This window comes from Duganella sp. BJB476 (assembly GCF_003416895.1).
In the GTDB taxonomy this organism is placed as follows: Bacteria; Pseudomonadota; Gammaproteobacteria; order Burkholderiales; family Burkholderiaceae_D; genus Rugamonas.
Genome location: NZ_QVIO01000004.1, coordinates 622,199 through 647,083, shown reverse-complemented (window position 1 = coordinate 647,083; position 24,885 = coordinate 622,199). Strand labels below are relative to the sequence as shown.

Annotated in this window: 23 protein-coding genes and 1 tRNA gene; 15 read left to right on the top strand and 9 right to left on the bottom strand. The window is 66.0% G+C overall.

Annotated elements, in window-relative coordinates; all coding sequences use genetic code 11:
* The first annotated feature begins 110 nt into the window (after window positions 1-110).
* Complete coding sequence (locus D0T21_RS19475) at window positions 111-2,135, top strand: PAS domain S-box protein (RefSeq protein WP_116991541.1); 2,025 nt, start codon at window positions 111-113, stop codon at window positions 2,133-2,135.
* A gap of 3 nt (window positions 2,136-2,138) precedes the next feature.
* On the top strand, window positions 2,139-2,726 hold the full coding sequence (locus tag D0T21_RS19470; RefSeq protein WP_116991542.1) for a response regulator transcription factor: 588 nt from the start codon (window positions 2,139-2,141) through the stop codon (window positions 2,724-2,726).
* Between the two features lie 97 nt (window positions 2,727-2,823).
* Here D0T21_RS19470 and D0T21_RS19465 read toward each other — a convergent pair whose 3' ends face one another.
* Both D0T21_RS19465 and queG read right to left on the bottom strand, forming a co-directional pair.
* Window positions 2,824-4,584: a DUF885 family protein gene (locus tag D0T21_RS19465; RefSeq protein ID WP_116991543.1), complete on the bottom strand. Its 1,761-nt coding sequence runs from the start codon at window positions 4,582-4,584 to the stop codon at window positions 2,824-2,826.
* Between the two features lie 42 nt (window positions 4,585-4,626).
* Window positions 4,627-5,727: a tRNA epoxyqueuosine(34) reductase QueG gene (queG, locus tag D0T21_RS19460; RefSeq protein ID WP_116991544.1), complete on the bottom strand. Its 1,101-nt coding sequence runs from the start codon at window positions 5,725-5,727 to the stop codon at window positions 4,627-4,629.
* Between the two features lie 57 nt (window positions 5,728-5,784).
* Here queG and tsaE point away from each other — a divergent pair, with 57 nt between their 5' ends.
* From tsaE to D0T21_RS19445, 3 genes are read left to right on the top strand one after another with little or no spacing between them, the layout of a single operon-like run.
* Complete coding sequence (gene tsaE / locus D0T21_RS19455; protein ID WP_116991545.1) at window positions 5,785-6,270, top strand: tRNA (adenosine(37)-N6)-threonylcarbamoyltransferase complex ATPase subunit type 1 TsaE; 486 nt, start codon at window positions 5,785-5,787, stop codon at window positions 6,268-6,270.
* A complete protein-coding gene (locus D0T21_RS19450; protein WP_116991546.1) occupies window positions 6,234-7,673 on the top strand; it encodes an N-acetylmuramoyl-L-alanine amidase in 1,440 nt (479 codons plus the stop codon). The genes tsaE and D0T21_RS19450 overlap by 37 nt, the downstream gene beginning before the upstream one ends.
* Window positions 7,674-7,689: 16 nt before the next feature.
* Complete coding sequence (locus D0T21_RS19445) at window positions 7,690-8,532, top strand: D-hexose-6-phosphate mutarotase (RefSeq protein WP_116991547.1); 843 nt, start codon at window positions 7,690-7,692, stop codon at window positions 8,530-8,532.
* Between the two features lie 9 nt (window positions 8,533-8,541).
* Here the strand turns inward: D0T21_RS19445 and D0T21_RS19440 are convergent, their stop codons facing one another.
* Together D0T21_RS19440 and D0T21_RS19435 are read right to left on the bottom strand one after the other, a co-directional pair.
* Complete coding sequence (locus D0T21_RS19440) at window positions 8,542-9,567, bottom strand: carbonic anhydrase (RefSeq protein WP_116991548.1); 1,026 nt, start codon at window positions 9,565-9,567, stop codon at window positions 8,542-8,544.
* Between the two features lie 104 nt (window positions 9,568-9,671).
* Window positions 9,672-10,316, bottom strand: a complete 645-nt coding sequence (locus D0T21_RS19435; protein WP_116991549.1) for a VTT domain-containing protein — start codon at window positions 10,314-10,316, stop codon at window positions 9,672-9,674.
* A gap of 137 nt (window positions 10,317-10,453) precedes the next feature.
* Between D0T21_RS19435 and D0T21_RS19430 the strand changes: the two genes are divergently transcribed.
* From D0T21_RS19430 to miaA, 3 genes are read left to right on the top strand one after another with little or no spacing between them, the layout of a single operon-like run.
* Window positions 10,454-11,377 (top strand): peptidylprolyl isomerase, encoded by a 924-nt coding sequence (locus tag D0T21_RS19430; protein ID WP_116991550.1) that lies wholly within the window; start codon window positions 10,454-10,456, stop codon window positions 11,375-11,377.
* Window positions 11,378-11,420: 43 nt separating this feature from the next.
* Window positions 11,421-13,367 carry a DNA mismatch repair endonuclease MutL gene (mutL, locus tag D0T21_RS19425; RefSeq protein WP_116991551.1) on the top strand — a complete coding sequence of 649 codons (1,947 nt, stop codon included), beginning with the start codon at window positions 11,421-11,423 and terminating at the stop codon, window positions 13,365-13,367.
* 1 nt (window position 13,368) lies between these two features.
* A complete protein-coding gene (miaA, locus tag D0T21_RS19420) occupies window positions 13,369-14,325 on the top strand; it encodes a tRNA (adenosine(37)-N6)-dimethylallyltransferase MiaA (RefSeq protein ID WP_116991552.1) in 957 nt (318 codons plus the stop codon).
* Here the strand turns inward: miaA and D0T21_RS19415 are convergent.
* Window positions 14,322-14,726 carry a VOC family protein gene (locus D0T21_RS19415; RefSeq protein WP_116991553.1) on the bottom strand — a complete coding sequence of 135 codons (405 nt, stop codon included), beginning with the start codon at window positions 14,724-14,726 and terminating at the stop codon, window positions 14,322-14,324. The two genes, miaA and D0T21_RS19415, sit on opposite strands and share 4 nt — an antisense overlap.
* Before the next feature lie 146 nt (window positions 14,727-14,872).
* Between D0T21_RS19415 and D0T21_RS19410 the strand changes: the two genes are divergently transcribed.
* A tRNA-Met gene (locus D0T21_RS19410) sits at window positions 14,873-14,949 on the top strand.
* 57 nt (window positions 14,950-15,006) lie between these two features.
* Here the strand turns inward: D0T21_RS19410 and D0T21_RS19405 are convergent.
* Genes D0T21_RS19405 through D0T21_RS19395 form a run of 3 tightly spaced genes read right to left on the bottom strand, consistent with a single transcriptional unit; the run spans window position 15,007 to window position 17,661 of the window.
* A complete protein-coding gene (locus D0T21_RS19405) occupies window positions 15,007-15,345 on the bottom strand; it encodes a cytochrome c (RefSeq protein ID WP_116991554.1) in 339 nt (112 codons plus the stop codon).
* 10 nt (window positions 15,346-15,355) lie between these two features.
* On the bottom strand, window positions 15,356-16,609 hold the full coding sequence (locus D0T21_RS19400; RefSeq protein WP_116991555.1) for a molybdopterin-dependent oxidoreductase: 1,254 nt from the start codon (window positions 16,607-16,609) through the stop codon (window positions 15,356-15,358).
* Between the two features lie 53 nt (window positions 16,610-16,662).
* Window positions 16,663-17,661, bottom strand: coding sequence for an AraC family transcriptional regulator (locus D0T21_RS19395; RefSeq protein WP_116991556.1), 999 nt, complete (start codon window positions 17,659-17,661; stop codon window positions 16,663-16,665).
* Between the two features lie 125 nt (window positions 17,662-17,786).
* Here D0T21_RS19395 and D0T21_RS19390 point away from each other — a divergent pair, with 125 nt between their 5' ends.
* Window positions 17,787-18,857, top strand: coding sequence for an alkane 1-monooxygenase (locus D0T21_RS19390; protein WP_116991557.1), 1,071 nt, complete (start codon window positions 17,787-17,789; stop codon window positions 18,855-18,857).
* Window positions 18,858-18,931: 74 nt separating this feature from the next.
* A complete protein-coding gene (locus D0T21_RS19385) occupies window positions 18,932-20,422 on the top strand; it encodes a diguanylate cyclase (protein ID WP_116991558.1) in 1,491 nt (496 codons plus the stop codon).
* Window positions 20,423-20,427: 5 nt separating this feature from the next.
* On the opposite strand, the gene D0T21_RS19380 is transcribed toward D0T21_RS19385, so the two are convergent.
* On the bottom strand, window positions 20,428-21,267 hold the full coding sequence (locus D0T21_RS19380) for an AraC family transcriptional regulator (RefSeq protein ID WP_116991867.1): 840 nt from the start codon (window positions 21,265-21,267) through the stop codon (window positions 20,428-20,430).
* 48 nt (window positions 21,268-21,315) lie between these two features.
* Here D0T21_RS19380 and D0T21_RS19375 point away from each other — a divergent pair, with 48 nt between their 5' ends.
* From D0T21_RS19375 to D0T21_RS19360, 4 genes are read left to right on the top strand one after another with little or no spacing between them, the layout of a single operon-like run.
* Window positions 21,316-22,248 carry a 4-hydroxyproline epimerase gene (locus tag D0T21_RS19375; RefSeq protein WP_116991868.1) on the top strand — a complete coding sequence of 311 codons (933 nt, stop codon included), beginning with the start codon at window positions 21,316-21,318 and terminating at the stop codon, window positions 22,246-22,248.
* The gene (locus D0T21_RS19370) at window positions 22,233-23,351 is read left to right on the top strand and encodes an FAD-binding oxidoreductase (RefSeq protein WP_116991559.1); all 1,119 of its coding nucleotides are present in this window, start codon (window positions 22,233-22,235) and stop codon (window positions 23,349-23,351) included. Before D0T21_RS19375 ends, D0T21_RS19370 begins: the two co-directional genes overlap by 16 nt.
* Entirely contained in the window at window positions 23,344-23,604 is a 261-nt protein-coding gene (locus D0T21_RS19365) for a 2Fe-2S iron-sulfur cluster-binding protein (RefSeq protein ID WP_116991560.1), read from the top strand. Before D0T21_RS19370 ends, D0T21_RS19365 begins: the two co-directional genes overlap by 8 nt.
* On the top strand, window positions 23,601-24,863 hold the full coding sequence (locus D0T21_RS19360; protein WP_116991561.1) for an FAD/NAD(P)-binding oxidoreductase: 1,263 nt from the start codon (window positions 23,601-23,603) through the stop codon (window positions 24,861-24,863). The genes D0T21_RS19365 and D0T21_RS19360 overlap by 4 nt, the downstream gene beginning before the upstream one ends.
* Window positions 24,864-24,885: the final 22 nt, after the last annotated feature.

Sequence of the window (24,885 nt, the reverse complement as noted above, 5' to 3'; positions counted from 1 at the left end):
TAAAATACACTATTGTTCTAGTTTGACCGATTCTTACCATTAGTGACAAGGGGCACAACTGTGGAAAACCACAATGGTGCCGCCACTCCAAGGCTTTACCCTGAGTGTCCATGACAGCCACACAAGTCCCAGCCCCGCCGCGCCGCGCCCAGTACAGCTCTTCGCTGCGCTGGTTGCTGCCCATTGTGCTGGTGCTGTTCTTCCTGGCGATCCTGATCTGGCTACCATGGCAGGCGCGCCAGATGGAGAGCAACGAGCGCCAGGAACAGCTGATCGCCGACACGTTGTGGGTCGAACAAACCATCCGCTTCCAAATGGCGCGCGACGAGGAAAGCCTGCGCGGGCTGGGCGCCGAGATCAGCGCTGGCCGCCTGCCGCCGGGACAGATGCACGAACGCCTGGCGCGCCTGCTGAAGAACGGCCACGAACTGCTGCGCGTGATCTGGCTGCGGCCGGACGGCACCCTGGCCGCCAGCAGCGATCCACAGGCGGCGCCGGTGGAACTGTCGGCCGCCTCGCTGGCAAGCATGGAGCTGTCCCGCAAGACCCGCCACGCGACCTACACCCAACCGGAAGCGCAGACGCCCAACCTGTCGGCCGCGCCCGCCGCCGTGCTGATGGACTACCACGTGCCGCTGTTCCGCGGCGACGAATATCTGGGCGACCTGGTGGCCACTTATCAAACCAGCACGCTGCTGGAGGAAATGGTGCCGTGGTGGTTCGCGCAGGACAACCAGGTCTCGCTGATCGACCGCGACGACAAGGTGCTGGCGCGCCGCGCCGCCGCAGGTCCCGGCCACGGCGTCTACACCCACAAGCGCGCGCTGGACCTGCCCGGCGCCACCATCACGCTGGTGACGGACAGCGTCAAGAGCGAACCGCAGCTGCTGCCCAACCTGCTGGTCGGCTCGGTGATCGTGCTGTCGCTGGGATTGTTATGGAGCTTGCTGGCCCTGTGGGGACACATCTCGCGCCGGCTGGAGGCGGAAGGCGCGCTGCGCCAGCAGATGTCGTTCCGCACCGCGATGGAAAATTCGCTGGTCACCGGCCTGCGCGCGCGCGACCTCGAAGGCCGCATCACCTACGTCAACCCGGCCTTCTGCCACATCGTCGGCTATCCGGCCGAGGAACTGGTCGGCATGCTGCCGCCCATGCCCTACTGGGCGGCAGAAGCCATGTCCGAATACCAGAGCCGCTTCGCCTCGGTCCTGGCGGGCAGGGTCACGCCGCAGTTCGAAACCATCTTCCAACGCCCCGACGGCGAGCGCGTGCCGGTGCTGATCTTCGAGGCGCCGCTGGTCGACAAGGATGGCAACCAGACCGGCTGGATGGGCTCCATCCTCGACATCTCGGACCGCAAGCGCATCGAGGAACTGAACCGCCAGCAGCACGAGAAGCTGCAGGCGAGCGCGCGCCTGGCGACCATGGGCGAAATCTCCTCGATGCTGGCGCATGAGCTGAACCAGCCGCTGGCCGCCATCTCCAGCTACACCACCGGCGCGCTCAATGTGCTGGCGCGCGCCGACAGCAGCGGCGCGGCGGTCGATTGCAGCATGCTCAAGCCGGCGCTGGAACAGGCCAGCGCGCAGGCGCAGCGGGCCGGCCAGATCATCCGCAGCGTGCACGAATTCGTCAAGAAGAGCGAGCCGCAGCGGCAGGAGATCGGCATCGCCTCGCTGCTCGACGGCATCCGCGCGCTGATCGAACTGCAGGCGCGCCAGGCCTACGTCTCCTTCAACGCCAGCATCCCCGCCGACCTGCCGCCGGTGCGCGCCGACCGCGTGATGATCGAACAGGTGCTGCTCAACCTGACCCGCAACGCCATCGAAGCGATGGCCCACATTCCGCCGCAGCGACGCATACTCAACGTGGTGGCGGCGTATGACGCGGCCAACGCGCAGGTCAGCGTGGCGGTGATCGACCAGGGGCACGGCATACCGGAGGACGTGGCGCAGCGCCTGTTCTCGCCGTTCTTCTCGACCAAGGCGGAAGGCATGGGCATGGGGCTCAACATCTGCCGCACCGCGATAGAATTCCACGGCGGCGCGCTGACCCACAGCGCCAACCCGCAAGGCGGAACCATATTTACCTTCACGCTGCCGGCGGTGCTGGCGGCGGCAGAACAGGAGACTTGAAGCATGCTGCATATCGTCGATGATGAAGCGGTCGTACGCGACTCCCTGACCTGGCTCGCCACCTCGCGCGGCATCCCCTCGCGCGCCTACGAATCGGCGCCGCAGCTGCTGGCGCATACGGAGGCCGGCCAGTTCGACGCCGACGGCGACTGCGTGCTGCTCGACGTGCGCATGCCGGACATGAACGGCGTGGCCGCGTTCGACCAGATGTCCGCGCGCGGCCTGGTGCAGCGCATGCCGGTGATCTTCCTGACCGGCCACGGCGACGTGCCGATGGCGGTCGATGCGCTCAAGCGCGGCGCCTTCGATTTCTTCGAGAAGCCCTTCAACGACAACCAGCTGATGGACCGCGTGCAGGAAGCGATGGCCAACTCGCGCCAGGCCGGCGCGATGGCGGCGGTGCACGCGCGCCTGGCCACGCTGTCGGCGCGCGAGCGCGAGGTGCTGGACCTGATCCTGGCGGGGAAGATGAACAAGGTGGTGGCCGACCAGCTGGGCATCAGCATGCGCACCGTCGAAGTCCACCGCGCCCACATCTTCGACAAGATGCAGGTCAAGACCGCCGTCGAGCTCGCAGGCCTGCTGAAATAAAACTGGGGTCAAGTCTGACATTCGGACACGAGCTGTACTGTAAATCGCTCAACGGCTGACCTCGTGTCCGAATGTCAGACTTGACCCCGCAGTTGTTTTAAGCCGCCTTCTGCGCGGCGATCCACTCGTCCACCACCTGCTCCAGAACCGGCAGCGGCACGTTGCCGGTCTCTAGCACCACGTTGTGGAAGGCTTTGATCGAGAACTTGTCGCCCAGCGCTTTCTGCGCCTTGGCGCGCAGGTCGAGGATGCGCATCATGCCGATCTTGTAGGCGCAGGCCTGGCCCGGCATGGCGACGTAGCGCTCCACTTCCGCCGCCGGAATGCCGTAGTCGATGCCCTGCTGGCGCGTCCACTTCATCGCGTGCAGGCCGGTGTCCACCACCAGCCGGCGCGCGCGGAACAGCTCCGCATCCAGCTGGCCCAGGTGGCCGACCACGTCACCGTCGTACCAGTTGTTTTCCGCCGCCAGCTGCTCCGCATACAAGGCCCAGCCCTCGCCGTACGCCGAACCCACCGCGAACACGCGGTCGCGGCGATAGCGCGGCAGCTTGTCGTTCTCCTGCTGTAGCGCGACCTGGAAGTGGTGGCCCGGCACGCCCTCGTGATACACCAGCGTGCGCATGCCGACGATGCGGAACTCCGGCCCCGGCATCGGCGCCCAGAAAATGCCCGGCCGCGTACCGTCCTTGGCCGGCCCCGTGTAGTGAGCCGCCGCCGTCTTCTCGGTGAAGGACGGCTCGCGCTTGACCACTACCGGCGCTTTCGGCGTCACGTCGAACAGCTCCTTGGCGCGCGCCTCGGCGTCGCGCAGCACGCCGTCGTAGCGGGCCAGCAGCGCCGGACGCGGATCGGCATCCTTCGGCTGCGAGTCCTTCTCCAGCTGCGCCATGCGCTCCTTGATCGTGCCGGCGCTGTAGCCCAGCGACGCCAGCAGACCATCCATCTCCTTCTCGATACGCGCCACTTCCTGCAAGCCGATATTGTGGATCTGCTCCGGCGTGTAGTCGGTGGAGGTCATCTGCTTGAGCAACAGCGCGTAGGCCTTGTCGCCATTGGGCAGGCGCCACAGGCCGGCGTCGTTGGTGGTGCGTGGCAGCTGCTCTTGCAGCATCGCGCGGGCGCGCTGGAACACCGGGATGATCGATTGCTTGACGATGGTTTCAGCCGCCGCCGCAAACTTGGCCTGCTGTTCCAGCGACACGTCCTTCAAGCCGCTCATGCGCTGCTTCAGCGTCGCGACGAAGACATTGTTCTCCGGCGCGTCGCCAAGGAAGCGGTCCAGCTGGCCAATCGAGGACTGCGTCAAAAAGGTCGGCATCAGGATGCCGTGGCCGGCGGCGCCGCGCGCCTGCACGATGCCGGTGTCCATCTTGCCGGCCACCGCCTTCAAGCGCATCAGATAGTTTTCCACGTCGCGCTGGTTGCGGATCGGGTGCGCCTGCGTCAGGAAATTCACCAGCTGCACATGCAGGCCGCCGAACTGGTTGAACACGAAGTTATAGTCCGCGTAAGGCCAGGCATCCACGGCGCCACGCAAATTCCAGGCGATGCTGGCGGCGCTGGCGCGCTGCTGCGGCGTCAGCGTCTGCTGGTCGATCCTGGCCAGCTGCGCCAGCGCGGTCTTGGCGGCGGCCACTTCGCCGGCGCGGTAGACGATGGAGTTCGGCGTCAGCTTGCGGTCCAGGCGATCCTGCTCCTTGCCGCTGAAGTACTGCTTCTGCGTGGCCTGCTCAGGGTCGTTGCGCACCTTGGCGTTGGCGACCTTGTCGGCCCAGTCGTCGAAGCTGGCGCCATGCGCGGCCAGCGTGAAGGATGCGCCGGCAAGCAGCGCAATGAATCTGGTTGAAGTATGCATTTGCGTGGGCCTTGTGTAAGAACCGCACGAGTGTAGCGCAGTTCAAGCGTGGCAGGCCAGCGCCCATTCGACGTGCTCGCGCACCAGTTCCGACGGGTGTTCGCGGCGCGCCATCAGCGCCGCCACGACGGCCGCATCGCCCTTGGCGCCGGCCGCCGCCGCGTTGCCCAGGCCGACCGCGATATTGCGCAGCCAGCGTTCATGGCCGATGCGGCGTATCGGGCTGCCTTCCATCTTGCGGTTGAATTCTTCCTCGCTCCAGGCGAACAATTCCACCATCGAGGCGCTGCCCAGGCCGTGGCGCTCGTCGAAGTCCGGCAGCACCGCGCGCTGCGCGAACTTGTTCCACGGGCAGGCGGTCTGGCAATCGTCGCAGCCGTAGACGCGGTTGCCGATCAGCGGCCGCATCTCCAGCGGTATCGCGCTTTTCAGTTCGATCGTCAGGTAGGACACGCAACGCCGCGCATCCAGCTTGCCCGGCCCGAGGATGGCCTGGGTCGGGCAGATGTCGATGCACGCCGAGCACTGGCCGCAATGACGGCCGGTCGGTTCGTCGACCGGCAGCGGCAGGTCGACCAGGAATTCGCCCATGAAGAACATCGAGCCGGCGGTCCGCGACAGCAGCAAGGTGTGCTTGCCGCGCCATCCCAGGCCGGCCTTCTCCGCCAGCGGCAGCTCCATCACCGGCGCCGAGTCGGTGAAGACGCGGTAGCCGAAGTCGCCGATCTCCGCTTTGACCTTGTCGGCCAGCTGCTGCAGCCGCGCGCGCAGCACCTTGTGGTAGTCCCTGCCCCGCGCATAGACCGAGATCACGGCGGCGCCGGGATCGGCCAGGCGCCGGGCCTCGCGCTCGCGCCAGTCGTTGTCGCCGCCGGTTTCCGTGTCCCTCGGCAGATAGTTCATGCGGGCGCTGATCACGCGGATGGTGCCCGGCACCAGCTCAGCCGGACGGGCGCGCATCATGCCGTGGGTGGCCATATAGTCCATTTCGCCGTGCATGCCGGCGTCCAGCCAGGCCTGCAGGCCGGCCTCGGCATGGCTGAGGTCGATGTCGGTGATGCGGATTTCGGCGAAGCCCAGCTCTACACCCCAGCGCTTGATGCTGAGGGCAAGTTCGGCTAAATTGGTGACAGGCAGGGACATCGGTAGCAGGTGGCGGTTACAATGGCTGGCGATCCAACCAACACGACATTCTAATTGATGCAGCACTTCCAAGCCCATCTCCATGACGAAGCCGGCACCGCCGCCCTGGGCACGGCCTTGGCGCGCGCCTTGGCGCCCGGCCTGGTGATCTACCTGCACGGCGACCTGGGGGCCGGAAAAACCGCCCTCACCCGCTCCCTGCTGCACGCGGCCGGCCATGTGGGCACGGTCAAAAGCCCGACCTACACCCTGTCCGAACCGTATGCAATCGAGCTCGACGGTCGCAGCGTCAGCGTGATCCATTTCGACCTGTACCGCATGGGCAGCCCGGAGGAATTCCTCGACGCCGGCTTCCGTGAAGACTTCAACGGCGACAACATCTGCATCGTCGAATGGCCCGAAAAGGCCGACCGCGTGCTGCCTGCCGCCGATATCAACCTGTTTCTGACTGTGGCCGGCAACGGCCGTGATGTAGAATTGCAGGCGTCCACCGCACTGGGTAACTCATGCCTTCAACGCCTCAAATTCGCCCCGAACATGTGAGCAGCAAGCCTGTTTCGCGCCGCACCGTCCTCAAGGCCGGCGCCACGCTGCTGCTTTCCGTGGTGGCGCCGATCCGCGCCTACGCCGCGCAAATCCTGGCGGTGCGAGTCTGGCCGGCGGAGGACTACACCCGCGTCACGCTGGAAAACGACGCCGCGCTCAAGGCCACCCACTTCATCGTCAAAGACCCGGAACGCATGGTGGTCGACATCGAAGGCCTGGAGCTGAACCCCACGCTCAAAAGCCTGGTCGCCAAGATCCAGTCCAACGACCCGTACATCAAGCAGGTGCGCGTGGGCCAGAACCGGCCCAACGTGGTGCGCCTGGTGTTCGACCTGAAGGAAGAGATCACACCCCAGGTGTTCACGCTGGCCCCGGCCGGCAACTACAAGCACCGCCTGATCTTCGACCTGTATCCGGTCAAGCCGGTCGACCCGATCGCCGCGATGATCGAAAAAGGCGACTGGTCGACAGACGGCAAACCGCCGCCGTCCGGCGCGGCCGCAAGCGGCAGCGCGCCCAAGGGCGACATGCCGCCGCTGAAGCCGTCCGAAGCCGACGCCATCGCCGCCGCGCCGCAGGCGCAATTGGAGGCACTGAAGCCCAACACCAAGGCCGAGCCGCGCGCGGAACTGAAGAACGAGCTGAAAACCGCCGAAGCCCAAACCCGCACCGACAAGAACGGCAAGCTGATACGCATGCTGACCGTGGTGCTGGACCCCGGCCACGGCGGCGAAGACCCCGGCGCTTCGGGCAAGAACGGCAGCCGCGAAAAGGACATCGTGCTGGCCATCGCCAAGCGCCTGAAGGACAAGATCGAGGAATTCCCCAATATGCGCGTGATGCTCACGCGCGACGGCGACTACTTCGTGCCGCTCGGCACCCGCGTCGACAAAGCCCGCAAGGTGCAGGCCGATTTGTTCGTCTCGATCCACGCGGACGCCTTCGTGCAGCCCACCGCGCGCGGCTCGTCGGTGTTCGTGCTGTCGGAAAAAGGCGCCAGCTCGTCGGCCGCGCGCTGGCTGGCGGACAAGGAAAACCTGGCCGACACCATCGGCGGCGTCAACGTCAAGACCCAGGACCGACAGCTGGCCAGCGTGCTGCTGGACCTCTCGACCACGGCGCAGATCAACGATTCGCTCCGGCTAGGCAAGTCGGTGCTGGGCGAGATCGGCGGCATCAACCGCCTGCACAAAGGCTCGGTCGAGCAGGCCGGCTTCGCGGTGCTGAAGGCGCCGGACATTCCGTCGATCCTGATCGAAACCGCCTTCATCTCCAACCCGGAAGAAGAAGCCAAGCTGCTCGACGACGGCTACCAGAACCAATTGGCCGATGCCATCGTCAAGGGCATACGGCGTTATTTCGCGAAGAACCCACCGCTGGCAAAGAACCGGCTGACCTGATTAAAACGGACGAGACATGGCTGTAATAGCAAACACGGAATACGGCGCACTGCCGGCAGTACAAATCACGGCGGCCGACGGCAGCCAGGCGACGGTGTCGCTGTTCGGCGCCCACCTGCTGTCCTGGAAAACCGGCGACGGCAAGGAGCGGCTGTTCGTCAGCTCGCAGACGCCGCTGGACGGCAGCAAGGCCATACGCGGCGGCGTGCCGGTGATCTTCCCGCAGTTTAATGTGCGCGGCCCCGGCCTGCGCCATGGCTTCGCCCGCGTCAGCACCTGGCGCCTGACCGGCAGCGGCGGCGACGGCGGCCAGTCCTTCCTCGAATTCAGCCTCAATCAAAACGACCTGGCGCCGGAACACGCGCAAGCCTGGCCGCACGCCTTCGAACTGACGCTGCGCTTCACCCTGCACGGCGAGTCGCTCGATGCGCAGTTCACCGTGCATAACAGCGGCACACAGGAGTTCCCGTTCGGCGTCGCGCTGCACACCTACTACGACGTCGGCCAGCTGGCAGCGACCAGCATCAGCGGCCTGCAGCACATGCGCTGCACCGACCATCACCAGGAAACGCTGACGCAGGAGCATCCGGCGCTACACTTCACCGCGAAGCTGGACCGCCTGTACCAGTCCACGCCGACGCTGACGCTGAACACGGCCAACGCCACGCTGCGCCTGGAGCAGCAAGGCTACGATAACTGGGTGGTGTGGAATCCGGGCCAGGACGACGCCAGGGCGCTGGTGGACCTGGCCGATGACGAGTATCTGCGCTTCGTCTGCATCGAGCCGGCGCGCATCGACCAGCAGCAGCTGGCCGCCGGCGCCACGTGGACCGGCAACCATCGCATCACTGCGGATTAAGTCAGATCTTTAATTCGATTCTTTGACGATGCGGCCGGAACCCGGCTGGATAGGCCGCGCATTCAATGGATAGAGGCGGCTGAACAGCGCCATCTGCGCCGGCGAGGCCTGCACCGGCTCCTTCATCACCAGCCACAACACGCCCTCGGAACACGGCGGCGTGGTCAACGAACCCATAAACGTGAAGTAGTCGCGGCGCGCCGGCAGCAGGTCCATCGGATCGAGCACGGTCGATGGCGCCAGCGTTTCCAGCTTCTCCAGCGGCAGGTTGTTCCACACCGTCTGGATCACCGGCTGCGGCTTGCCGCGCTCCAGCAGCAGCGCCAGCACGGCCAGCTTGCCCTCGCCGTCCTTGTGCACCAGGTGCACCACCATCTCGTAACCCTTGCCGTTGATGCGCTCCTCCGACGGCCGGTGGAAGTGGAACTGGATCAGCTCATACATGCGGTTGTTCACCGTGATGAAATTGCCGCCGCCGAGCATGACCTGCACCGTGTGGCCGTTGTCGGTCACGTTGAACGAGGAGGGATGGTAGTCGAAGGCGATCTGTTCCAGCTCGACCTTCATGCCGTCGCGGATATCGATCGGCGACTGGCGGTTGCCGGTGCCGCACTTGGCCCACTCGGGATTGATCTTGCCCCAGTTGGCCGGGCCGTTCTCGCCCTCGTACGACCAGACATTGCTGTACACCCTGGGCACCACCGGCGCGGCGGCGGCGACCTTCTTGGCCTTGGCCGCCGCGGCGGCGCGGGCCTGCTGGTTGGCGCGCATGATGGCCAGGCGCGCCGCGATCTTGGCCGACAGGTCGGATTCCGCCTCGGCCTCGCGCTCGCGCTCGGACATCTTGCGGGTCGGCGAAGAGCCACTGGATGCGGAAGCGCTGGAAGAACCTGGACTATTCGGACGAATGGACGCGATCGACCCCGTGGCGCCACCCACCGCCGATTTCGTCGAAGGCGAAATCAGCGGATCGTTTGCTGCGCTGGCGGTCGCGAGGACGCAGCAGCAGGCAATCAGGGTGAGAAGAGGTCGCATGTGTATCCAGAAAGAAGAGAATTCACACTGGTATACGGATGCATTTGGGCAAAACTTGAGCGGACCGGGCCTTTTCGAAGGACTTTATTTACAAAACATCACGCTCAGCGGCCCAGCATGCGGCGCGACAGCTTCCACATGCCGCCCAGCGCCATCGGCACCACGGCCACGCCGACGCCGAACAGCACGATCTCGGTCAGGTGTTCGCGCACGATGGCGATATTGCCGAAGAAGTAGCCGGCGGTGGTCAGCAGCGCCACCCACAGCACGGCGCCGGTGATGTTGTACATCTGGAAGCGGGTATGGGTCATGTCCGACACGCCGGCCACGAACGGCGCGAAGGTGCGCACCACCGGCACGAAACGCGCCAGCACGATAGTCTTGCCGCCGTGTTTTTCAAAGAAATCGTGGGTGCGGCGCAGCGCATCCTTGTTGAGCCAGCGGTAATCGTGGGTGAACACGCGCTGCCCGATGGCCTCGCCTATCCAGTAATTGAGCGTGTTGCCGGTGACGGCCGCCGTAATCAGCAGCAGCATCAGCAGGAACAGATTCATTTCGCCCAGCGCGCACAGGGCGCCGGCAATGAACAGCAGCGTATCGCCTGGGAAGAAGAACAGCACCACCAGACCGGTTTCGCAGAAGATAATCGCGAACAGCACGGCATAGACCAAGGTTCCGTATTGCTGAATCAGCACTTCCAGTGTTTTGTCGACATGAAGGATCATGTCAAAAAATTGCATAAAATCCATATTCTTCCCATAAAGTCTGCGCCGGAATCATACACCACCCTTGCCCCGGTCGCGGAAGTTTCCAGACCGTTGATATCCAGTTTACAATCTCCCGGGCGCCCGCAACAAGCAGGCGCGACCAACCAAGGAGATAATGGATGTCCCTGACCCACCCGTTCCGCGCCCTTCCCCTCTCCGCCCTGGCGATCAGCCTGGCTTCCCTGGCGCATGCCGCCGACCTGCCGGTCCGGCCCAGCGCCGGCGACATCGTCAAGCTGTCCAAGCCGTCCGACTGGCGTCCGCTGGACCCCAACAACACCTTGTACATGGAGCTGCCCAGCGGCCGCGTGGTGATCGAGCTGGCGCCGGATTTCGCGCCGCAGGGCACCGCCAACATCAAGACGCTGGTCAAGGAAGGGTATTTCGACGGTCTGGCCATGCTGCGCTCGCAGGATAACTATGTGGCGCAATGGGGCGACCCGAACGCCGAGACCACGCCCAAGTCGCTGGGATCGGCCAAGGCCAAGGTGCCGGGCGAGTTCACGGTGCCGATGGCGAACGACAAGCGCTTCGTGCGCCAGCAGGACGCGGACGGCTACGCGCCGCAGATCGGCCATTCGAACGGCTTCCCGGTCGGCCGCGATCCCAAGGCCAAGACCACCTGGCTGGCGCATTGCTACGGCATGGTCGGCGTGGGCCGCGACAACGACACCGACAGCGGCACCGGGGCCGAGCTGTATGCCGTCACCGGCAACGCGCCGCGCCACCTGGACCGCAATATCACGGTGGTGGGCCGGGTGGTAGCGGGCATGCCGCTGCTGACCGGACTGCCGCGCGGCAGCGAGGCGATGGGCTTCTATGGCGCCAGCGAGACCCGCATGCCGATCAAATCGGTGCGGCTGGAGGCCGATGTGCCGGAGGCGGAGCGCAGCCACCTGGAAGTGATGCGCAGCGAGGCGGCAATTTACAAGGACGTGGTCGACGCGGCGCGCAACCGTGGCGGCCCGTGGAACAAATTCACGCCGCATTACGTTGAGCTGTGCAATGCGCCGATTCCGGTGCGCGAGCATCCAAAAGACTAAGCCCGGCGGGGGAGCGGGCGCGGCGAGCAGTTATAATCTCGTGATGAACGCGCCCGACACTTCCCCCCACACTCCCCGCCCCATCCAGGCCCTGCCTGACCAGCTGATTTCGCAGATCGCCGCCGGCGAGGTGGTCGAACGGCCGTCCGCCGTGGTCAAGGAGCTGCTGGAAAACGCCCTCGACGCCGGTTCCACCCAGATCACCGTGCGGCTGGAGGAAGGCGGCGTCAAACGCATCGCCATCACCGACAACGGCCGCGGCATCCCGCCCGAGCAGATGCCGCTCGCGCTGGCGCGCCACGCCACCTCCAAGATCGCCTCGCTGGACGACCTGGAAAACGTCGGCACGCTGGGCTTCCGCGGCGAGGCGCTGGCCTCGATCGCCTCGGTGGCCGCCGTCACGCTGACCTCGCGCACCGCCGATGCCGCCCATGCATGGGAAATCGTCGGCTCGCACAACGGCGCGGTGGCGCCGTCGTCCGGCGCCCAGGGCACCACGGTCGACGTGCAGGACCTGTACTTCAACACGCCGGCGCGCCGCAAGTTCCTCAAATCCGAGCAGACCGAATTCGGCCACTGCGCCGAAGTCGTGCGCCGCATCGCGCTGGCGCGGCCGGACGTGTCGTTCTCGCTCAGCCACAACGGCCGCACCATCGATCACTGGAACGTCAGCGAGATGGCCAAGCGCAGCGCCCACATCCTCGGCGACGGCTTTGCCGAGGCGCGCCTGCCGATCGACGAAAGCGCCGGCCCGCTGCGCCTGCACGGCTACGCCGGCCTGCCGACCGCCTCCAAGGCGCGCGCCGACGGCCAGTTCTTCTACGTGAACGGCCGCTTCGTGCGCGACAAAGTGCTGGTGCATGCCGTCAAGGCGGCCTACCAGGACGTGCTGCACGGCGACCGCTTCCCTTCCTACGTGCTGGCGCTCGATCTCGATCCTGCGCTGGTGGACGTCAACGTCCATCCGTCGAAGATCGAAGTGCGCTTCCGCGACAGCCGCGCGGTGCACCAGTTTGTGTTCCATGCGGTGCAGCGCGCGCTGGCGCAGACCTCGGCCACCGCGCACGGCAGCGTGCCGTCGCCGCTGCCGGCGGCCGAAAGCCTGGGCAGTTCGACCTGGCGCGGCGAACAGACTTCGTTCGGGCCGTTGCTGGCGCCGGACTATGCACCGACGTTCTCGCCGTCGCCATTCGGGTCGCGTGACAGCGGCGCAGGCGCAGGCTTCGGCGCACCGCGCTTCGGCGGCAGCGAAGGCGGCATCGCCCAGAGCACGGAAAAATACGGCGCCCTGTTCGGCGGCTCCGGCCCCGTCACCGGCTACCGCGCCGAATCGGACATGGCGCTGCCGCAGGCCAGCCCGTTCACCGTATCCTCGGCCGCGATGGCGCAGGAAGAGTTCCCGCTCGGCTTCGCGCTGGCGCAGCTGCACGGCATCTACATCCTGGCGCAGAACAACAAGGGCATGGTGCTGGTCGACATGCACGCCGCGCACGAGCGCATCCTGTACGAACAATTGAAGACCGCATTGGACAGCCGCGTCGCCGGCGAAGAGATGCAGGTGCAGCCGCTGCTGATCCCCGTCACCTTCTACGCCGACACGGTGGAAGTGGCCACCGCCTCCGAACACCAGGAGACCTTGCAGGCATTGGGCTTCGACATCGCCACGCTGTCGCCGACCACGCTGGCGGTGCGCTCGGTGCCGGTGCTGCTGAAGAACGCGGACGCCCAGACGCTGGCGCGCGACGTGCTGCGCGACGTGCGCGAATTCGGCGGCTCACGGGTGCTCATCGAGCGCCAGAACGAGCTGCTCGGCACCCTGGCCTGCCACACGGCGGTGCGCGCCAACCGCATCCTGTCGACGCAGGAGATGAACGCCCTGCTGCGCCAGATGGAAATCACCGAACGCGCCGACCAGTGCAACCACGGCCGCCCGACCTGGGTGCAGGTGGAAATCGGCGCGCTCGACAAGCTATTCCTGCGCGGTCAATAAGATGAACACTCACGTTTCAAAACCGCTGGCGGTCGCCATCATGGGGCCTACGGCGTCGGGCAAGACGGCGTCCGCGCTGGCCATCGCGCAGCGTATTCCGTCGGAGATCATCTCGGTCGATTCCGCTCTGGTGTATCGCGGCATGGACATCGGCACCGCCAAGCCCACGCGCGAAGAACGCGCCGCCGCGCCACATCACCTGATCGACATCATCGATCCACTAGATTCGTATTCGGTGGCGCAGTTCCGCAACGACACGCTGCGGCTGGTCGACGACATCGTCGCGCGCGGCAAGCTGCCCTTGCTGGTGGGCGGCACCATGCTGTACTTCAAAGGCCTGGCCGACGGCCTCGACGACCTGCCCGGCGCCGATCCGGCGCTGCGCGCCGAGCTGGAAGAGGAAGCGGCCCGCGTCGGCTGGCCGGCGATGCACGCAAAATTAGCATTGCTCGATCCCGAAACCGCCGCCCGCCTGGCGCCGGCGGACGCGCAGCGCATCCAGCGCGCGCTGGAGATCTGCGCCTTGAGCGGCAAGCCGATGTCGGAACTGCTGGCGTTGAAGGAAAAGACCGAGCTGCCGTTCGACCTGCTGTCGTTCGCGCTGGAGCCGTCGGACCGCGCCGTGCTGCACGAACGCATCGCGCGCCGCTTCGACATCATGCTGGAAGAAAGCCCGGACGGTAACCTGATCACCGAAGTGGAAGTGCTGCGCCGCCGAGGCGACCTGCATCCAGGCCTGCCGTCGATGCGCTGCGTCGGCTATCGCCAGGCATGGGAATACCTGGACGGCACCATCGACTACAAGACGATGCGCGAAACCGGCATCATCGCCACGCGCCAGTTGGCCAAGCGCCAGCTGACGTGGCTGCGCTCCATGCCGGAGCGCGTGGTGCTCGACTGCCTGGGCGCCGATCCGGCCAGCGCGATGCTGGCGCAGATCGCCGAGAAGCTGGGCTAGGTTTTCGGCGGCGCCGAATCCATATAAATGATTTCCCACAAATGGCCGTCGAGGTCCTGGTAGCCGTGGCCGTACATGAAGCCATGGTCCTGCGGCTCCTTGTAGGCGCTGCCGCCGGCCTCGATGGCCTTGTTGACCATGGACGTGACCTGTTCGCGTGATTCCACCTGCAGGCAGAGCAGCACCTCGGTCGAGGTACGGGCGTCGCAGATGGGTTTGGGTGTGAAACCCTTGAAGCGCTCCTCGACCAGCAGCATGACGAAGATATTTTCCGCCACGATCATGCAGGTGGCGCTGTCGTCGGTGTAGTGCTGGTTGAAGGAGTAGCCCAGATGAGTGAAGAACCTGACCGAGGCCGCCAGGTCGCGCACGGGGAGGTTCACAAAGATATTGGTCGCCATATCGTCTCCGTTAAAAAAATGCTCACATCCAGCGAAACAGCATACCAATTTGACTATCTTTTGGCGACGCGATTCAAAATTTTAAAAAATTTTCGGAACGGTCGTTGACAGCGAAGGCTCCAACCCCCATAATGCTGGGCGTTGCAGGTGATATAGCTCAGTTGGTTAGAGCACAGCATTCATAATGCTGGGGTCGGTGGTTCAAGTCCACCTATCACCACCAAGAATTTCGAAGGGCGATAACTCGATGAGTTATCGCCCTTTTTGCTTATGTGTCGCGCTATTTGGTGGCGGCGGGACGGGTGGCAGCGGTGCGTTCGGCGCCGTAGGTCTTGACCAGGTAATCGACCATGTCGGGAATGTCGGCATCCGCAAACGGGGCGCCGAACGGTTTCTTCATCTTCTTCACCGTGGCTTCCCAGTAGGCGCGCGGCGATGCCGGCGGTTGCGAGTGGATGTAGTGCGCCGAGTGGCAGAGCATGCAATTGTTCTGGACCAGCGCATAACCCGGCAGTGTGCTGGGTTTGAACAGCGCGGTTTCGGACGGCAGGTCGATATCGAGCGCGAACGCGGGGGCCGCCATCATCAGGCCGGCGGCGAGCAGGGAACGGATCATCATGACTCTCTCCTTAAACCGCGACGACGCGCGTCGATTCGACCACATTGCGCATGTAGCCGGGTGGATTCCACAAGGCGCTGGCAGGCTGGCCCTGGCCGATGCGATTGACCGCACGCACCATCAGCTCGTGACTGCCTTTCTGCTTGGGCGTGAACGCCGCGCTCCATTCGCGGAACGAGTACTTGCCCAGGTCCTTGCCCAGTTGCGCGGCCTGCCAGTTCTTGCCGCCATCCGACGAGAAAGCCACCTCGTTCACGCCATAGCCGCCGTCGAAGGCGATGCCGCGCACCGCCGTCTGCTGCCCGCTCTTGACGTGCATGCCTTCGGTCAGGCTGGTCACGAAGGAGCGCACATTCATGCGGTTAATCGGGACGGTCTTGGCCGGTCCTTTACCCGGCTCGGTGCAGGCGCACTGGTTGTCCGGTATGCGATAGGCGGTGCTCATCCAGAAGCCATCGAACACCTTGTCGGTCACGGTGATATCGGACAGGTGCTTGACCCAGTACGTGCCGTAGTAGCCCGGCACGATCAGGCGCAGCGGATAGCCGTTCAGCATCGGCAGGTCGGCGCCGTTCATCTGCCAGGCCAGCATGACTTCACCATCGAGCGCATGATCGAGATTGAGCGCCTTGACGAAATCGGGGCCGTCGCCGAGCGGCGGCGTATCGAGGCCATTGAACGCCACCTGCACCGAGCCAGCCTTTACGCCGGCCTTCTCCAGCACCTTGCGCAGCGGGACGCCGGTCCAGCGCGCGTTGCCCATGGCGCCGTTCGACAGCTGGCCGCCATTGGCGCGCGGCTCGAAATGTCCACGGCTGTTGCCGGAGCACTGGACCACGGCGACCAACTCGGTCGCATCGGCCATCTGGCGCAGGTCGGCCAGCGAAAGCTCCAGCGGCGTATTGACGTTGCCACCTACGCGCAGGCGATAGGCCTGCGGGTCGATGGAAGTCGGAATGCCGCTCCAGTGATAGCGCACGAAGAAGGCGTCGTTCGGCGTGATCACCGATTCGTTGAAGACGCTGAACGGCGTTTCCAGTTGCGGCGGACGGGCGGTGAGCAGGATCAGCGGCCGCTTCTGCGGATAGGCGACCAGTTCACGCTCGCCGTTCTCGAACGGCAGCGTGACGCGGCCCGGTTCCGCCGCCAGCGCGTCCAGCACCGGGTTGCCGAATGCGGCCGCTGCGCCTATCGCGCCGGCCTGCCGTAGAAAGGAACGGCGCCGCAGCGCCTCCGCCGTCAATACCAACGCTTTAGTCGCCATGCTGGTCTCCGTTCATGTGATGAAGTCAGTGATAACGATAATGCCATAAATCGTCAGCGCCGCGCCGATGGCGGCACCGACTCCCAGCGCTTAAACGCGCGGCGGAAGTTAGCGACGTCGGTGTAGCCCAGCGCGTAGCTGATCTCCTGCACGCTGAGCTGTCCGGCGCGCAGGTATTCCAGCGCCAGCATGCGGCGCACCTGTTCCAGTATCTGCTTGTATGAACTGCCCTCCTCCAGCAGGCGCCGGTGCAGGGTGCGCGGTGTCATGCACAACAGCCGCGCCGTCAGTTGCAGCGACGGGAAGCTGGTGCGCTGCTCCAGCATCAGCCGCTGCACGCGCGCGCTCAGCGAGACTTGCGCCGCCAGCTTGTCCAGCTCCCGCTGGCAGATCTGCACCGCGTGTCCGAACGTGGCGGGATCGCCCACCCGCAACGGCACATCGATGGCCGCCGATGGCAGCACCATGCCGGTCCAATCCTGCTCGTACTTGACCTCGCAGCGGAACAGCTCCCGCGCCAGCGGAGCATCGTCCGGCGCGGCGAACTGGAAGGCCACGCTGCGGCATTGATACGAGCCGCGCGCGATGAAGTCCAGCACATTTTTAAACGCCAGCAGCGCCGCCTCCAGCACCGGCCGCGCGATATCCCCCAGCGGAATGCGTTCATGCAGGCGCACGCGGAAGTCGTCGCCCTGCTGCGCGAAGTCGATCGAGATCATCGTCGTGCGCAGCATGAAGAAGCGCTCCAGCAGTTCCAGCGCCTGGCGCAGCGTGGCGCTGTTCATGGCGGCGTAGCCGAGGATGCCGTGGGTGTGCTCGCGCATGCGGTCGCCCACCAGCAGCCCCATGGCCGGTTCGCCGGTGAGCGTCACCGAGTCCAGCACCAATTGGCGGAAAACCGGGAACGACACGGCCAGTTCGCCGTCGTCCAGTTGGTCCGCGCGCAGGCCGCTGCGCGCCAGCCAGTCGCCGACGTCGCCGCCCATGCTGCCGATTTGCTCGGCGATCTGGCGCAGGTAGCTGCTTGCCAGCGTGTGATCGTTTGCCTGCATGGGGAGCGCCTGAATGAAGATGAATCGATTGTCAATAAATAACCCCTGCATGTCAATTCGGCACCTCCCTTGGACGCCGCGACGCTGCCTACAATGGACGTAATAACAACAAGGAGACCGCGTCGATGAACGTCCTGCACTACCTGAAGTTTTTTCTGTTCCATGTGGTCGGCCTGCTGGCCGCCGCCGCGCTGTACGTGGGCGGCGACACGGTCACGGCGTCGCTGCTTGGCGTGGTGCTGTTCTACGTGCTCGGCGACCTACTGGGCGGCGACGATCTGAGCACGCCGTCGCTGCGCCATCACGCCATCCTGACCGGGCAACTGTGGCTGGCGTTGCCGCTGCTGTTGCTGATCGTCGGCGCGGCGCTGGACAGCTTCATCGCCGGCCGTTACGCCTCGCCGCTCCAGCTGGCGGCCGCCGTGCTGCTGACCGGGCTGATGATAGGCATGATAGGCACCATCACCGCGCATGAACTGGTCCACCGCACCAAGGAACCGGTATCGCTGCTGATCGGCCGCTGGCTGCTGGCCTTCAGCTTCGACACCGGCTTCGCCATCGAGCATGTGTACGGCCACCACCGCTACGTCTCCACCTGCGAGGACCCGGCCACCGCGCCGCGTGGACGCAACGTCTACTGGCACATCGTCTGCTCCACCATCAAGGGCAACATCAGCGCGTGGAAGCTGGAACGCAAACGGCTGGAACGGCGCGGCCATCGCCAGTACACCTGGCACAACTTGGTGATACGCGGCTACCTGATGAGCGTACTGCTGCTGGCCGCGGCCTGGTACTGGGGCGGCGCCACGGCGACGCTGTTCTTCACCGCCTGCGCGCTGTGGGGCAAGGCGCTGCTGGAGGTGGTCAACTACATGGAGCACTATGGCCTGGTACGCAATCCGGCCAAACCGGTGCAGCCGCGCCACTCGTGGAACACCAACAAGCGCCTGAGCTCCTGGACCATGTTCAACCTGACGCGCCACTCGCACCACCACGCCCGCGCCGGCCTGCCGTACCAGGACCTGCATCCGTATCCAGATGCGCCGATGATGATAGGCGGTTACCTGTCGACCATCCTGGTGGCGCTGGTGCCGCCGCTGTGGCACCACCTGATGACGCCGCGGCTGCGGGCCTGGGATCTGCACCAGGCCAACGACGAAGAGCGCGAGCTGGCCGCCCGATTCGGCAGGGATTGACAGCGCTGCCGTTGCGGGGCAATCTAGCGTGAACCGACCGCCGCGCCGGTTGCCTCCCTCCGCAAAGGCAGCTGATGATCAAACGTGCCACGTTCTGGGAACGGCCTGGCTGGCTGTTCTGCGTACTACTGTTCCTGCTCCATTTCGCCAGCGTCAAACTGACGCTGTTCTGCGCCGTCACGCCTGAAAAAGTGGTGGTGGTCTGGCTGCCGAACGCCGTGCTGCTGGCCGCGCTGGTGCGCTTTAACGGCCAACGCGCGCCGCTGATGGCGGCGATGACCTTCAGCTCCGACATCCTGGGCAATCTCGGTACCTTCCCCTTGCATGAAGCGGTCCTGCTGAGCGTCATCAACCTGTTCGAGGTGATGCTGTCCTTCCTGCTGATGCGCCGCAGCGGCGCCACCTTCCGCCTGCAACGGACGCAGGACCTGCTGCGCTTCGTGGTGGCCGGGCCGATCGCCGGCACGCTGGCGGCTGCGCTGATGGCGGCGGTCGTGATGCAGCAGGTCGGCGGCGACACCACGCCCTACCCGACACTGGTCCGCCTGTGGTGGTTCGGCGACGCCCTCGGGCTGCTGATCTACACGCCGATGCTGCTGGCCTTCACCTACCCGCCGCGCCAGAAACGGCGCCGCACATGGCTCGACGACGCCGGCCTGGCGCTGACGCTGATGCTGGCGACGGCCGTGCTGTTCGCGCAGGGCGGCGCCATCGACGGTTTCCCCGTCACGCCCACCCTGCTGCTGCCCGCGGTGGCGGTCATCGCCTTCCGCTTCGGCATCCGCATGACGACGTTGTTCGTGGCCCTGATTTCGCTCGGCATGACGATGACGATGACCGCCCATTTCAAACCCTTCGGCGACGTGCCGGTGTACCTGGAGACACTGCACGCCCAGGAGTTCATCCTGACGCTGTGCATCGTCGGCATCGGCTTCGCCGTGATGCTCAACGAACTGCGCATGCGCGAACGCGAACTGGAAAGCCGGGTGCAGGAACGCACGCGCGAACTGGAACAATCGAACCAGCTGCTGGCCGCGATGAGCGCCACCGACGGCTTGACCGGCATCGCCAACCGGCGCCGCTTCGACGAGATGCTGAACGCCGAATGGAGCCGCGCCTGGCGCGGCCGCCAGCCGCTGGCGGTGGCGATGCTGGATGTCGACCTGTTCAAGCAATACAACGACCACTACGGCCACCAAGCCGGCGACGAGGTGCTGCGCATGGTGGCGCAGGCGCTGGCCGCCCAGGTGCGGCGCAGCGGCGATTTCGTCGCGCGCTACGGCGGCGAGGAGTTCGCGGTGATCTCGCAGTCGACCGATGCCGAACACGCGCAAAAGATGGCGGATATGGTGTGCCAGGTGGTCGAGGCGCTGCGCATGCCGCACGCCTTGTCGCCCTACGGCGTGGTCACCGTCAGCGTCGGCGTCGCCGTGACGGTGCCCGATGCGGACAGCGCCGCCGCCGACCTGCTCAAGCAGGCCGACGCCTCGCTTTACCGCGCCAAGCAGATGGGCCGCAACCGCGCCGAGATGGCCGACATCCGCGACATCCACCTGCCGGTATGAGCGCGCTAACCGCCCTTGCCCGCCACCGCCAGCTGGCGGTACTGGGTCGGCGTGACGCCGGTGGTGGCCTTGAACTGGCGCGTGAAGGCGGAATGGTCGCCGTAGCCGCAGGCCTGGGCGATTTCCGCCACGCTGGGGGCGCCCTTCAGCAAGCGCGAGGCGGCGTCGACGCGGGTCTGGATGATCATCTGGCGCGGCGTCAGGTGGAAGATGCGCAGGAAGTAGCGCTCGATCTGCGCCACCGACATATTGGCCGTGCGCGCCAGCTCGGCCAGCGGCAAGGCCTGGCCGTATTCCTGGTGGATCAGGTTCACCGCCGCCGCCACCTTGCGGTAGGCGGGGTTCTTCTTGTCCGCCATCGCCAGGTCGCGCGACACGCCGGTCAGGCCGACGATGCGGCCGGCGGCGTCGCGCAGCGCGGTCTTGCGCGTCAGGCACCAGCCGGGATCGCGGTTGGGATACAGATGCAGTTCCAGCTGGTCTTCGATATCGCTGCCGCCGGCCAGCACCGCCATGTCCTGCGCCAGGTAGGTCTGGCCGAACGGCCGCGCGAACACCTCGGCCGGCGTGCGGCCGATCAGCGCCGCCTTGTGCCGCTGACCGCAACGCTGCACCAGCGTCTGATTGACCACCACATAGCGGCATTCGACGTCCTTGACGAAGAAAACCACGTCCGGCAGCGCGTCGAACAGCGCTTCGGCGAAGAAGGGATCGGCGATGCCCGTGCCCAGGGCGCGGCGGGCGTCGTCGTGAGGGAGTTCTTTATGCATGAAGGCGATTGTGCCAGCGGCGCCCGGCGGCGTCTCCTGTTTTATCGCAGTTGTGCAGATTTCGTCATCGATCATGCGCAGGACGTGCAAGACAACTAACCTCAGGAGGCCTAAGATTTGAGCATGAAAACCATCTCCATCATCGACTCCCACACCGGCGGCGAACCGACCCGCCTGGTGACCGACGGCGGCCCGGAACTGGGCCAAGGACCGCTCAGCGAGCGGCTCGCCCTGCTGAAACGCCAGCACGACCGCTTCCGCTCCGCCGTGGTGTGCGAACCGCGCGGTTCGGACGTGCTGGTCGGCGCGCTGCTGTGCGAGCCCTACGAGGCCGATTGTGCCGCAGGCGTCATCTTCTTCAACAATGTCGGCTACCTCGGCATGTGCGGCCACGGCACCATCGGCCTGGTCGCGTCGCTGGCCTTCATGGGCCGCATCGGCGCCGGCCGCCATCGCATCGATACGCCGGTGGGCGTGGTCGAGGCGGAGCTGCACGCCGACGGCAGCGTCACGGTGGACAACGTGGCCTCGTACCGCAGCCAGGCCCAGGTCACGGTCGACGTGCCTGGCCACGGCCCGGTCACCGGCGACGTGGCCTGGGGCGGCAACTGGTTCTTCCTGGTTTCCGGTCATGGATTGGAACTGGGGGTTGGTAACGTCGAGGCGCTGACCGCCTACACCGTGGCAGTGAGCGCGGCACTGGAAAAGGCCGGCATCACCGGCGACGGCGGCGCGCTGATCGACCATATCGAACTGTTCGCGCCATCGCGCACCGGCGCCGACAGCCAGAGCTTCGTGCTCTGCCCCGGCAAGGCCTACGACCGCTCGCCTTGCGGCACCGGCACCAGCGCCAAGCTGGCCTGCCTGGCGGCCGACGGCAAGCTGGCCGAGGGCGCGCTGTGGAAGCAGGAAAGCGTGATCGGCAGCGTGTTCGAAGCCTCGTACCGCCATCGCGACGAACAGCTGATCCCCAGCATCCGCGGCCGCGCATGGGTGAACTCGCAGGCGCAGCTGATCCTCGATCCGACCGATCCTTTCGTATGGGGCATCCGGTGAACAACCACGACGTGATCGTCATCGGCGCCGGCATCGTCGGTGCCGCCTGTGCGGATGCGCTCAGCCAGCGCGGCCTGCGGGTGATGGTGATCGAACAGGACATGCCCGGCAGCGGCGCCACCGCTGCCGGCATGGGACACCTGGTAGTCATGGACGACAACCCGGCGGAGCTGGCGTTGTCGGCGTATTCGGTCTCCTTGTGGAATTCGCTGGTGGGCGACCTGCCGCAGCGCCATGAGTACAGCCGCTGCGGCACCATCTGGGTCGCCGCCGATGAAGAAGAAATGGCGGCGGCGCGCACCAAGGCCGACACGCTGTCCGCCTATGGCATCGCCTGCGAGCTGCTGGCGCCCGCCGCGCTGTATGCACGCGAACCGCAATTGCGCACCGGCCTGGCCGGAGGCCTGCTGGTCTCCGGCGACGGCCTGGTATATCCGCCCAAGAGCGCGCGCATCCTGCTGGACCGGGCGATCCGGCGCGGCGCCACCACGCTGCGCGCCAGCGTCGCCGCCATCGAAGACAACGGCGTGCTGCTGGCCGACGGCGCGCGCCACCAGGCGCAGCACGTGGTGCTGGCCGCAGGTTCGCGTTCCGCCACGCTGCTGCCGGAACTGCCGGTGCAGCCCAAAAAAGGACATATCGCCATCACCGACCGCTATCCCGGCTTTGTCCACCACCAGCTGGTGGAACTGGGATACATCAAAAGCGCCCACGCCGCCAGCGGCGACTCGGTCGCGTTCAATTTGCAGCCCCGTCCTACCGGACAAGTACTGATCGGCTCCTCCCGCCAGTTCGACACAATCGATCTGGCGGTGGAGCCGGCCATGCTGCAACGCATGCTGCGCCATGCCGCCGCGTTCACGCCAGCCCTGGCGCAACTGAACGTGCTGCGCTGCTGGACCGGCTTGCGCGCCGCCACGCCGGACGGCCTGCCGCTGATCGGCCCCCACGCCGCGCGGCGCGGACTGTGGCTGGCGACCGGACACGAAGGATTGGGCATCACCACCTCGCTGGCGACGGCGCAACTGCTGGCCGGCCAGATGACCGGCGACGGCACGCGCATTCCCGCCGCACCTTATTTGCCGGGACGCTTCAATGACTGACGTCGTCCTCAACATCAACATCAACGGCTGCGATATCCATGTGGCGCAAGGCGTCAGCGTGGCCGCGGCGATCGCCATGGCCGGCAGCGCCGTCACCCGGCGCTCGGTGCGCGGCGCGGCGCGCGCGCCCTTGTGCGGCATGGGCGTGTGCCAGGAATGCCGTGTCACCATCGACGGCCGCATGCACCAATTGTCCTGCCAGACGCTGTGCGCCGACGGCATGCGCGTGACCACCGGCGAGGTCCAGCCATGACCCGCTACGACGTACTGGTGATCGGCGCCGGACCGGCCGGACTGGCGGCGGCACATGCGGCCGTGGCGCAGGGCGCGCAGGTCGGCCTGGTCGACGACAACCCGCTGGCCGGCGGCCAGATCTGGCGCGGCGGCCCGGAGCAGCAGCAGGACCAGCGTGCACAAAGAATGTGGAGCGACCTGCGCGCCGCCTCCAACCTGACCTACCTGCCGCAGACGCGCGTGCTGTACGCACCGGCGCCGCAGCAGCTGCAAGTGCAGACGCCATCGTCGTCGGCCACGCTGCACTACGAAAAACTGATACTGGCCACCGGCGCGCGCGAGCGGCTGCTGCCCTTCCCCGGCTGGACGCTGCCCGGCGTGACCGGCGCCGGCGGCTTGCAGGCGCTGGCCAAGGGCGGCTATCCGGTACAGGGCAAGCGCGTGGTGGTGGCCGGCAGCGGCCCGCTGCTGCTGGCGGTGGCCGCGACGCTGCGCGCCAAGGGCGCGGAGATCGCCGCCATCATCGAACAGGCGCCCTTGCCGGCGTTGGCGCGCTTCGGCTTAGGCCTGCTGGCGACGCCGTCCAAGATCACCCAGGCGCTGCAACTGGCCGCGCAGCTGCGCGGCATCCCCTACCTGCGCGGCAGCCATGTGCACTCGGCGCTGGGCGACGGCACGCTGCAATCGATCCTGATCCAGCGCGGTGGCGCGCGCGAGCTGGAAGCGCTGCAATGCGACTACCTGGCCTGCGGCTACGGCCTGCTGCCCAACGTCGAACTGGCGCAGGCGCTGGGCTGCGTCACCGCATCGAACAACCGGCAAACGACGGTGCTGGTGGACGATGAACAGTTGACCTCCGTGTTCGGCGTGTACTGCGCCGGCGAAGGCACGGGCGTCGGCGGCGTGGACCTTGCGCTGGCGGAGGGCGCTATCGCCGGCCTGGCGGCCACCCGCCAGCTCACCGCCGCGCGGCAGCTGTACGCCGAACGCGCGCGTTGGAAGAAATTCGCGGCAAGGCTGGAGCGCGCTTTTGCGCTGCGGCCGGAACTACTGAAACTGGCCGGCGACGACACCATCGTCTGCCGTTGCGAAGACGTCTGCCACAGCGAGTTGCGCACGCATACCAGCTGGCGCAGCGCCAAGCTGCAAACACGCTGCGGCATGGGGCCGTGCCAGGGACGCATCTGCGGCGGCGCCACCGAACTGCTGTATGGCTGGCGGCCGGACGCGGTGCGGATGCCGATTTCACCGGCCCGCATCGCCAGCATCATCGATTAATCATCATCGTCATAACAACCAC

What these genes read in the sequence shown, in the direction of transcription:
- D0T21_RS19405 (WP_116991554.1), bottom strand. Translation starts at nt 15,345, where the DNA reads ATGATGATCCGTTCCCTGCTCGCCGCCGGCCTGATGATGGCGGCCCCC.
- tsaE (WP_116991545.1), top strand. Translation starts at nt 5,785, where the DNA reads ATGCAGCACTTCCAAGCCCATCTCCATGACGAAGCCGGCACCGCCGCC.
- D0T21_RS19385 (WP_116991558.1), top strand. Translation starts at nt 18,932, where the DNA reads ATGATCAAACGTGCCACGTTCTGGGAACGGCCTGGCTGGCTGTTCTGC.
- D0T21_RS19430 (WP_116991550.1), top strand. Translation starts at nt 10,454, where the DNA reads ATGTCCCTGACCCACCCGTTCCGCGCCCTTCCCCTCTCCGCCCTGGCG.
- D0T21_RS19395 (WP_116991556.1), bottom strand. Translation starts at nt 17,661, where the DNA reads ATGCAGGCAAACGATCACACGCTGGCAAGCAGCTACCTGCGCCAGATC.
- D0T21_RS19435 (WP_116991549.1), bottom strand. Translation starts at nt 10,316, where the DNA reads ATGGATTTTATGCAATTTTTTGACATGATCCTTCATGTCGACAAAACA.
- D0T21_RS19450 (WP_116991546.1), top strand. Translation starts at nt 6,234, where the DNA reads ATGCCTTCAACGCCTCAAATTCGCCCCGAACATGTGAGCAGCAAGCCT.
- miaA (WP_116991552.1), top strand. Translation starts at nt 13,369, where the DNA reads ATGAACACTCACGTTTCAAAACCGCTGGCGGTCGCCATCATGGGGCCT.
- D0T21_RS19415 (WP_116991553.1), bottom strand. Translation starts at nt 14,726, where the DNA reads ATGGCGACCAATATCTTTGTGAACCTCCCCGTGCGCGACCTGGCGGCC.
- mutL (WP_116991551.1), top strand. Translation starts at nt 11,421, where the DNA reads ATGAACGCGCCCGACACTTCCCCCCACACTCCCCGCCCCATCCAGGCC.
- D0T21_RS19470 (WP_116991542.1), top strand. Translation starts at nt 2,139, where the DNA reads ATGCTGCATATCGTCGATGATGAAGCGGTCGTACGCGACTCCCTGACC.
- queG (WP_116991544.1), bottom strand. Translation starts at nt 5,727, where the DNA reads ATGTCCCTGCCTGTCACCAATTTAGCCGAACTTGCCCTCAGCATCAAG.
- D0T21_RS19465 (WP_116991543.1), bottom strand. Translation starts at nt 4,584, where the DNA reads ATGCATACTTCAACCAGATTCATTGCGCTGCTTGCCGGCGCATCCTTC.
- D0T21_RS19375 (WP_116991868.1), top strand. Translation starts at nt 21,316, where the DNA reads ATGAAAACCATCTCCATCATCGACTCCCACACCGGCGGCGAACCGACC.
- D0T21_RS19365 (WP_116991560.1), top strand. Translation starts at nt 23,344, where the DNA reads ATGACTGACGTCGTCCTCAACATCAACATCAACGGCTGCGATATCCAT.
- D0T21_RS19445 (WP_116991547.1), top strand. Translation starts at nt 7,690, where the DNA reads ATGGCTGTAATAGCAAACACGGAATACGGCGCACTGCCGGCAGTACAA.
- D0T21_RS19360 (WP_116991561.1), top strand. Translation starts at nt 23,601, where the DNA reads ATGACCCGCTACGACGTACTGGTGATCGGCGCCGGACCGGCCGGACTG.
- D0T21_RS19380 (WP_116991867.1), bottom strand. Translation starts at nt 21,267, where the DNA reads ATGATCGATGACGAAATCTGCACAACTGCGATAAAACAGGAGACGCCG.
- D0T21_RS19475 (WP_116991541.1), top strand. Translation starts at nt 111, where the DNA reads ATGACAGCCACACAAGTCCCAGCCCCGCCGCGCCGCGCCCAGTACAGC.
- D0T21_RS19400 (WP_116991555.1), bottom strand. Translation starts at nt 16,609, where the DNA reads ATGGCGACTAAAGCGTTGGTATTGACGGCGGAGGCGCTGCGGCGCCGT.
- D0T21_RS19440 (WP_116991548.1), bottom strand. Translation starts at nt 9,567, where the DNA reads ATGCGACCTCTTCTCACCCTGATTGCCTGCTGCTGCGTCCTCGCGACC.
- D0T21_RS19370 (WP_116991559.1), top strand. Translation starts at nt 22,233, where the DNA reads ATGGGGCATCCGGTGAACAACCACGACGTGATCGTCATCGGCGCCGGC.
- D0T21_RS19390 (WP_116991557.1), top strand. Translation starts at nt 17,787, where the DNA reads ATGAACGTCCTGCACTACCTGAAGTTTTTTCTGTTCCATGTGGTCGGC.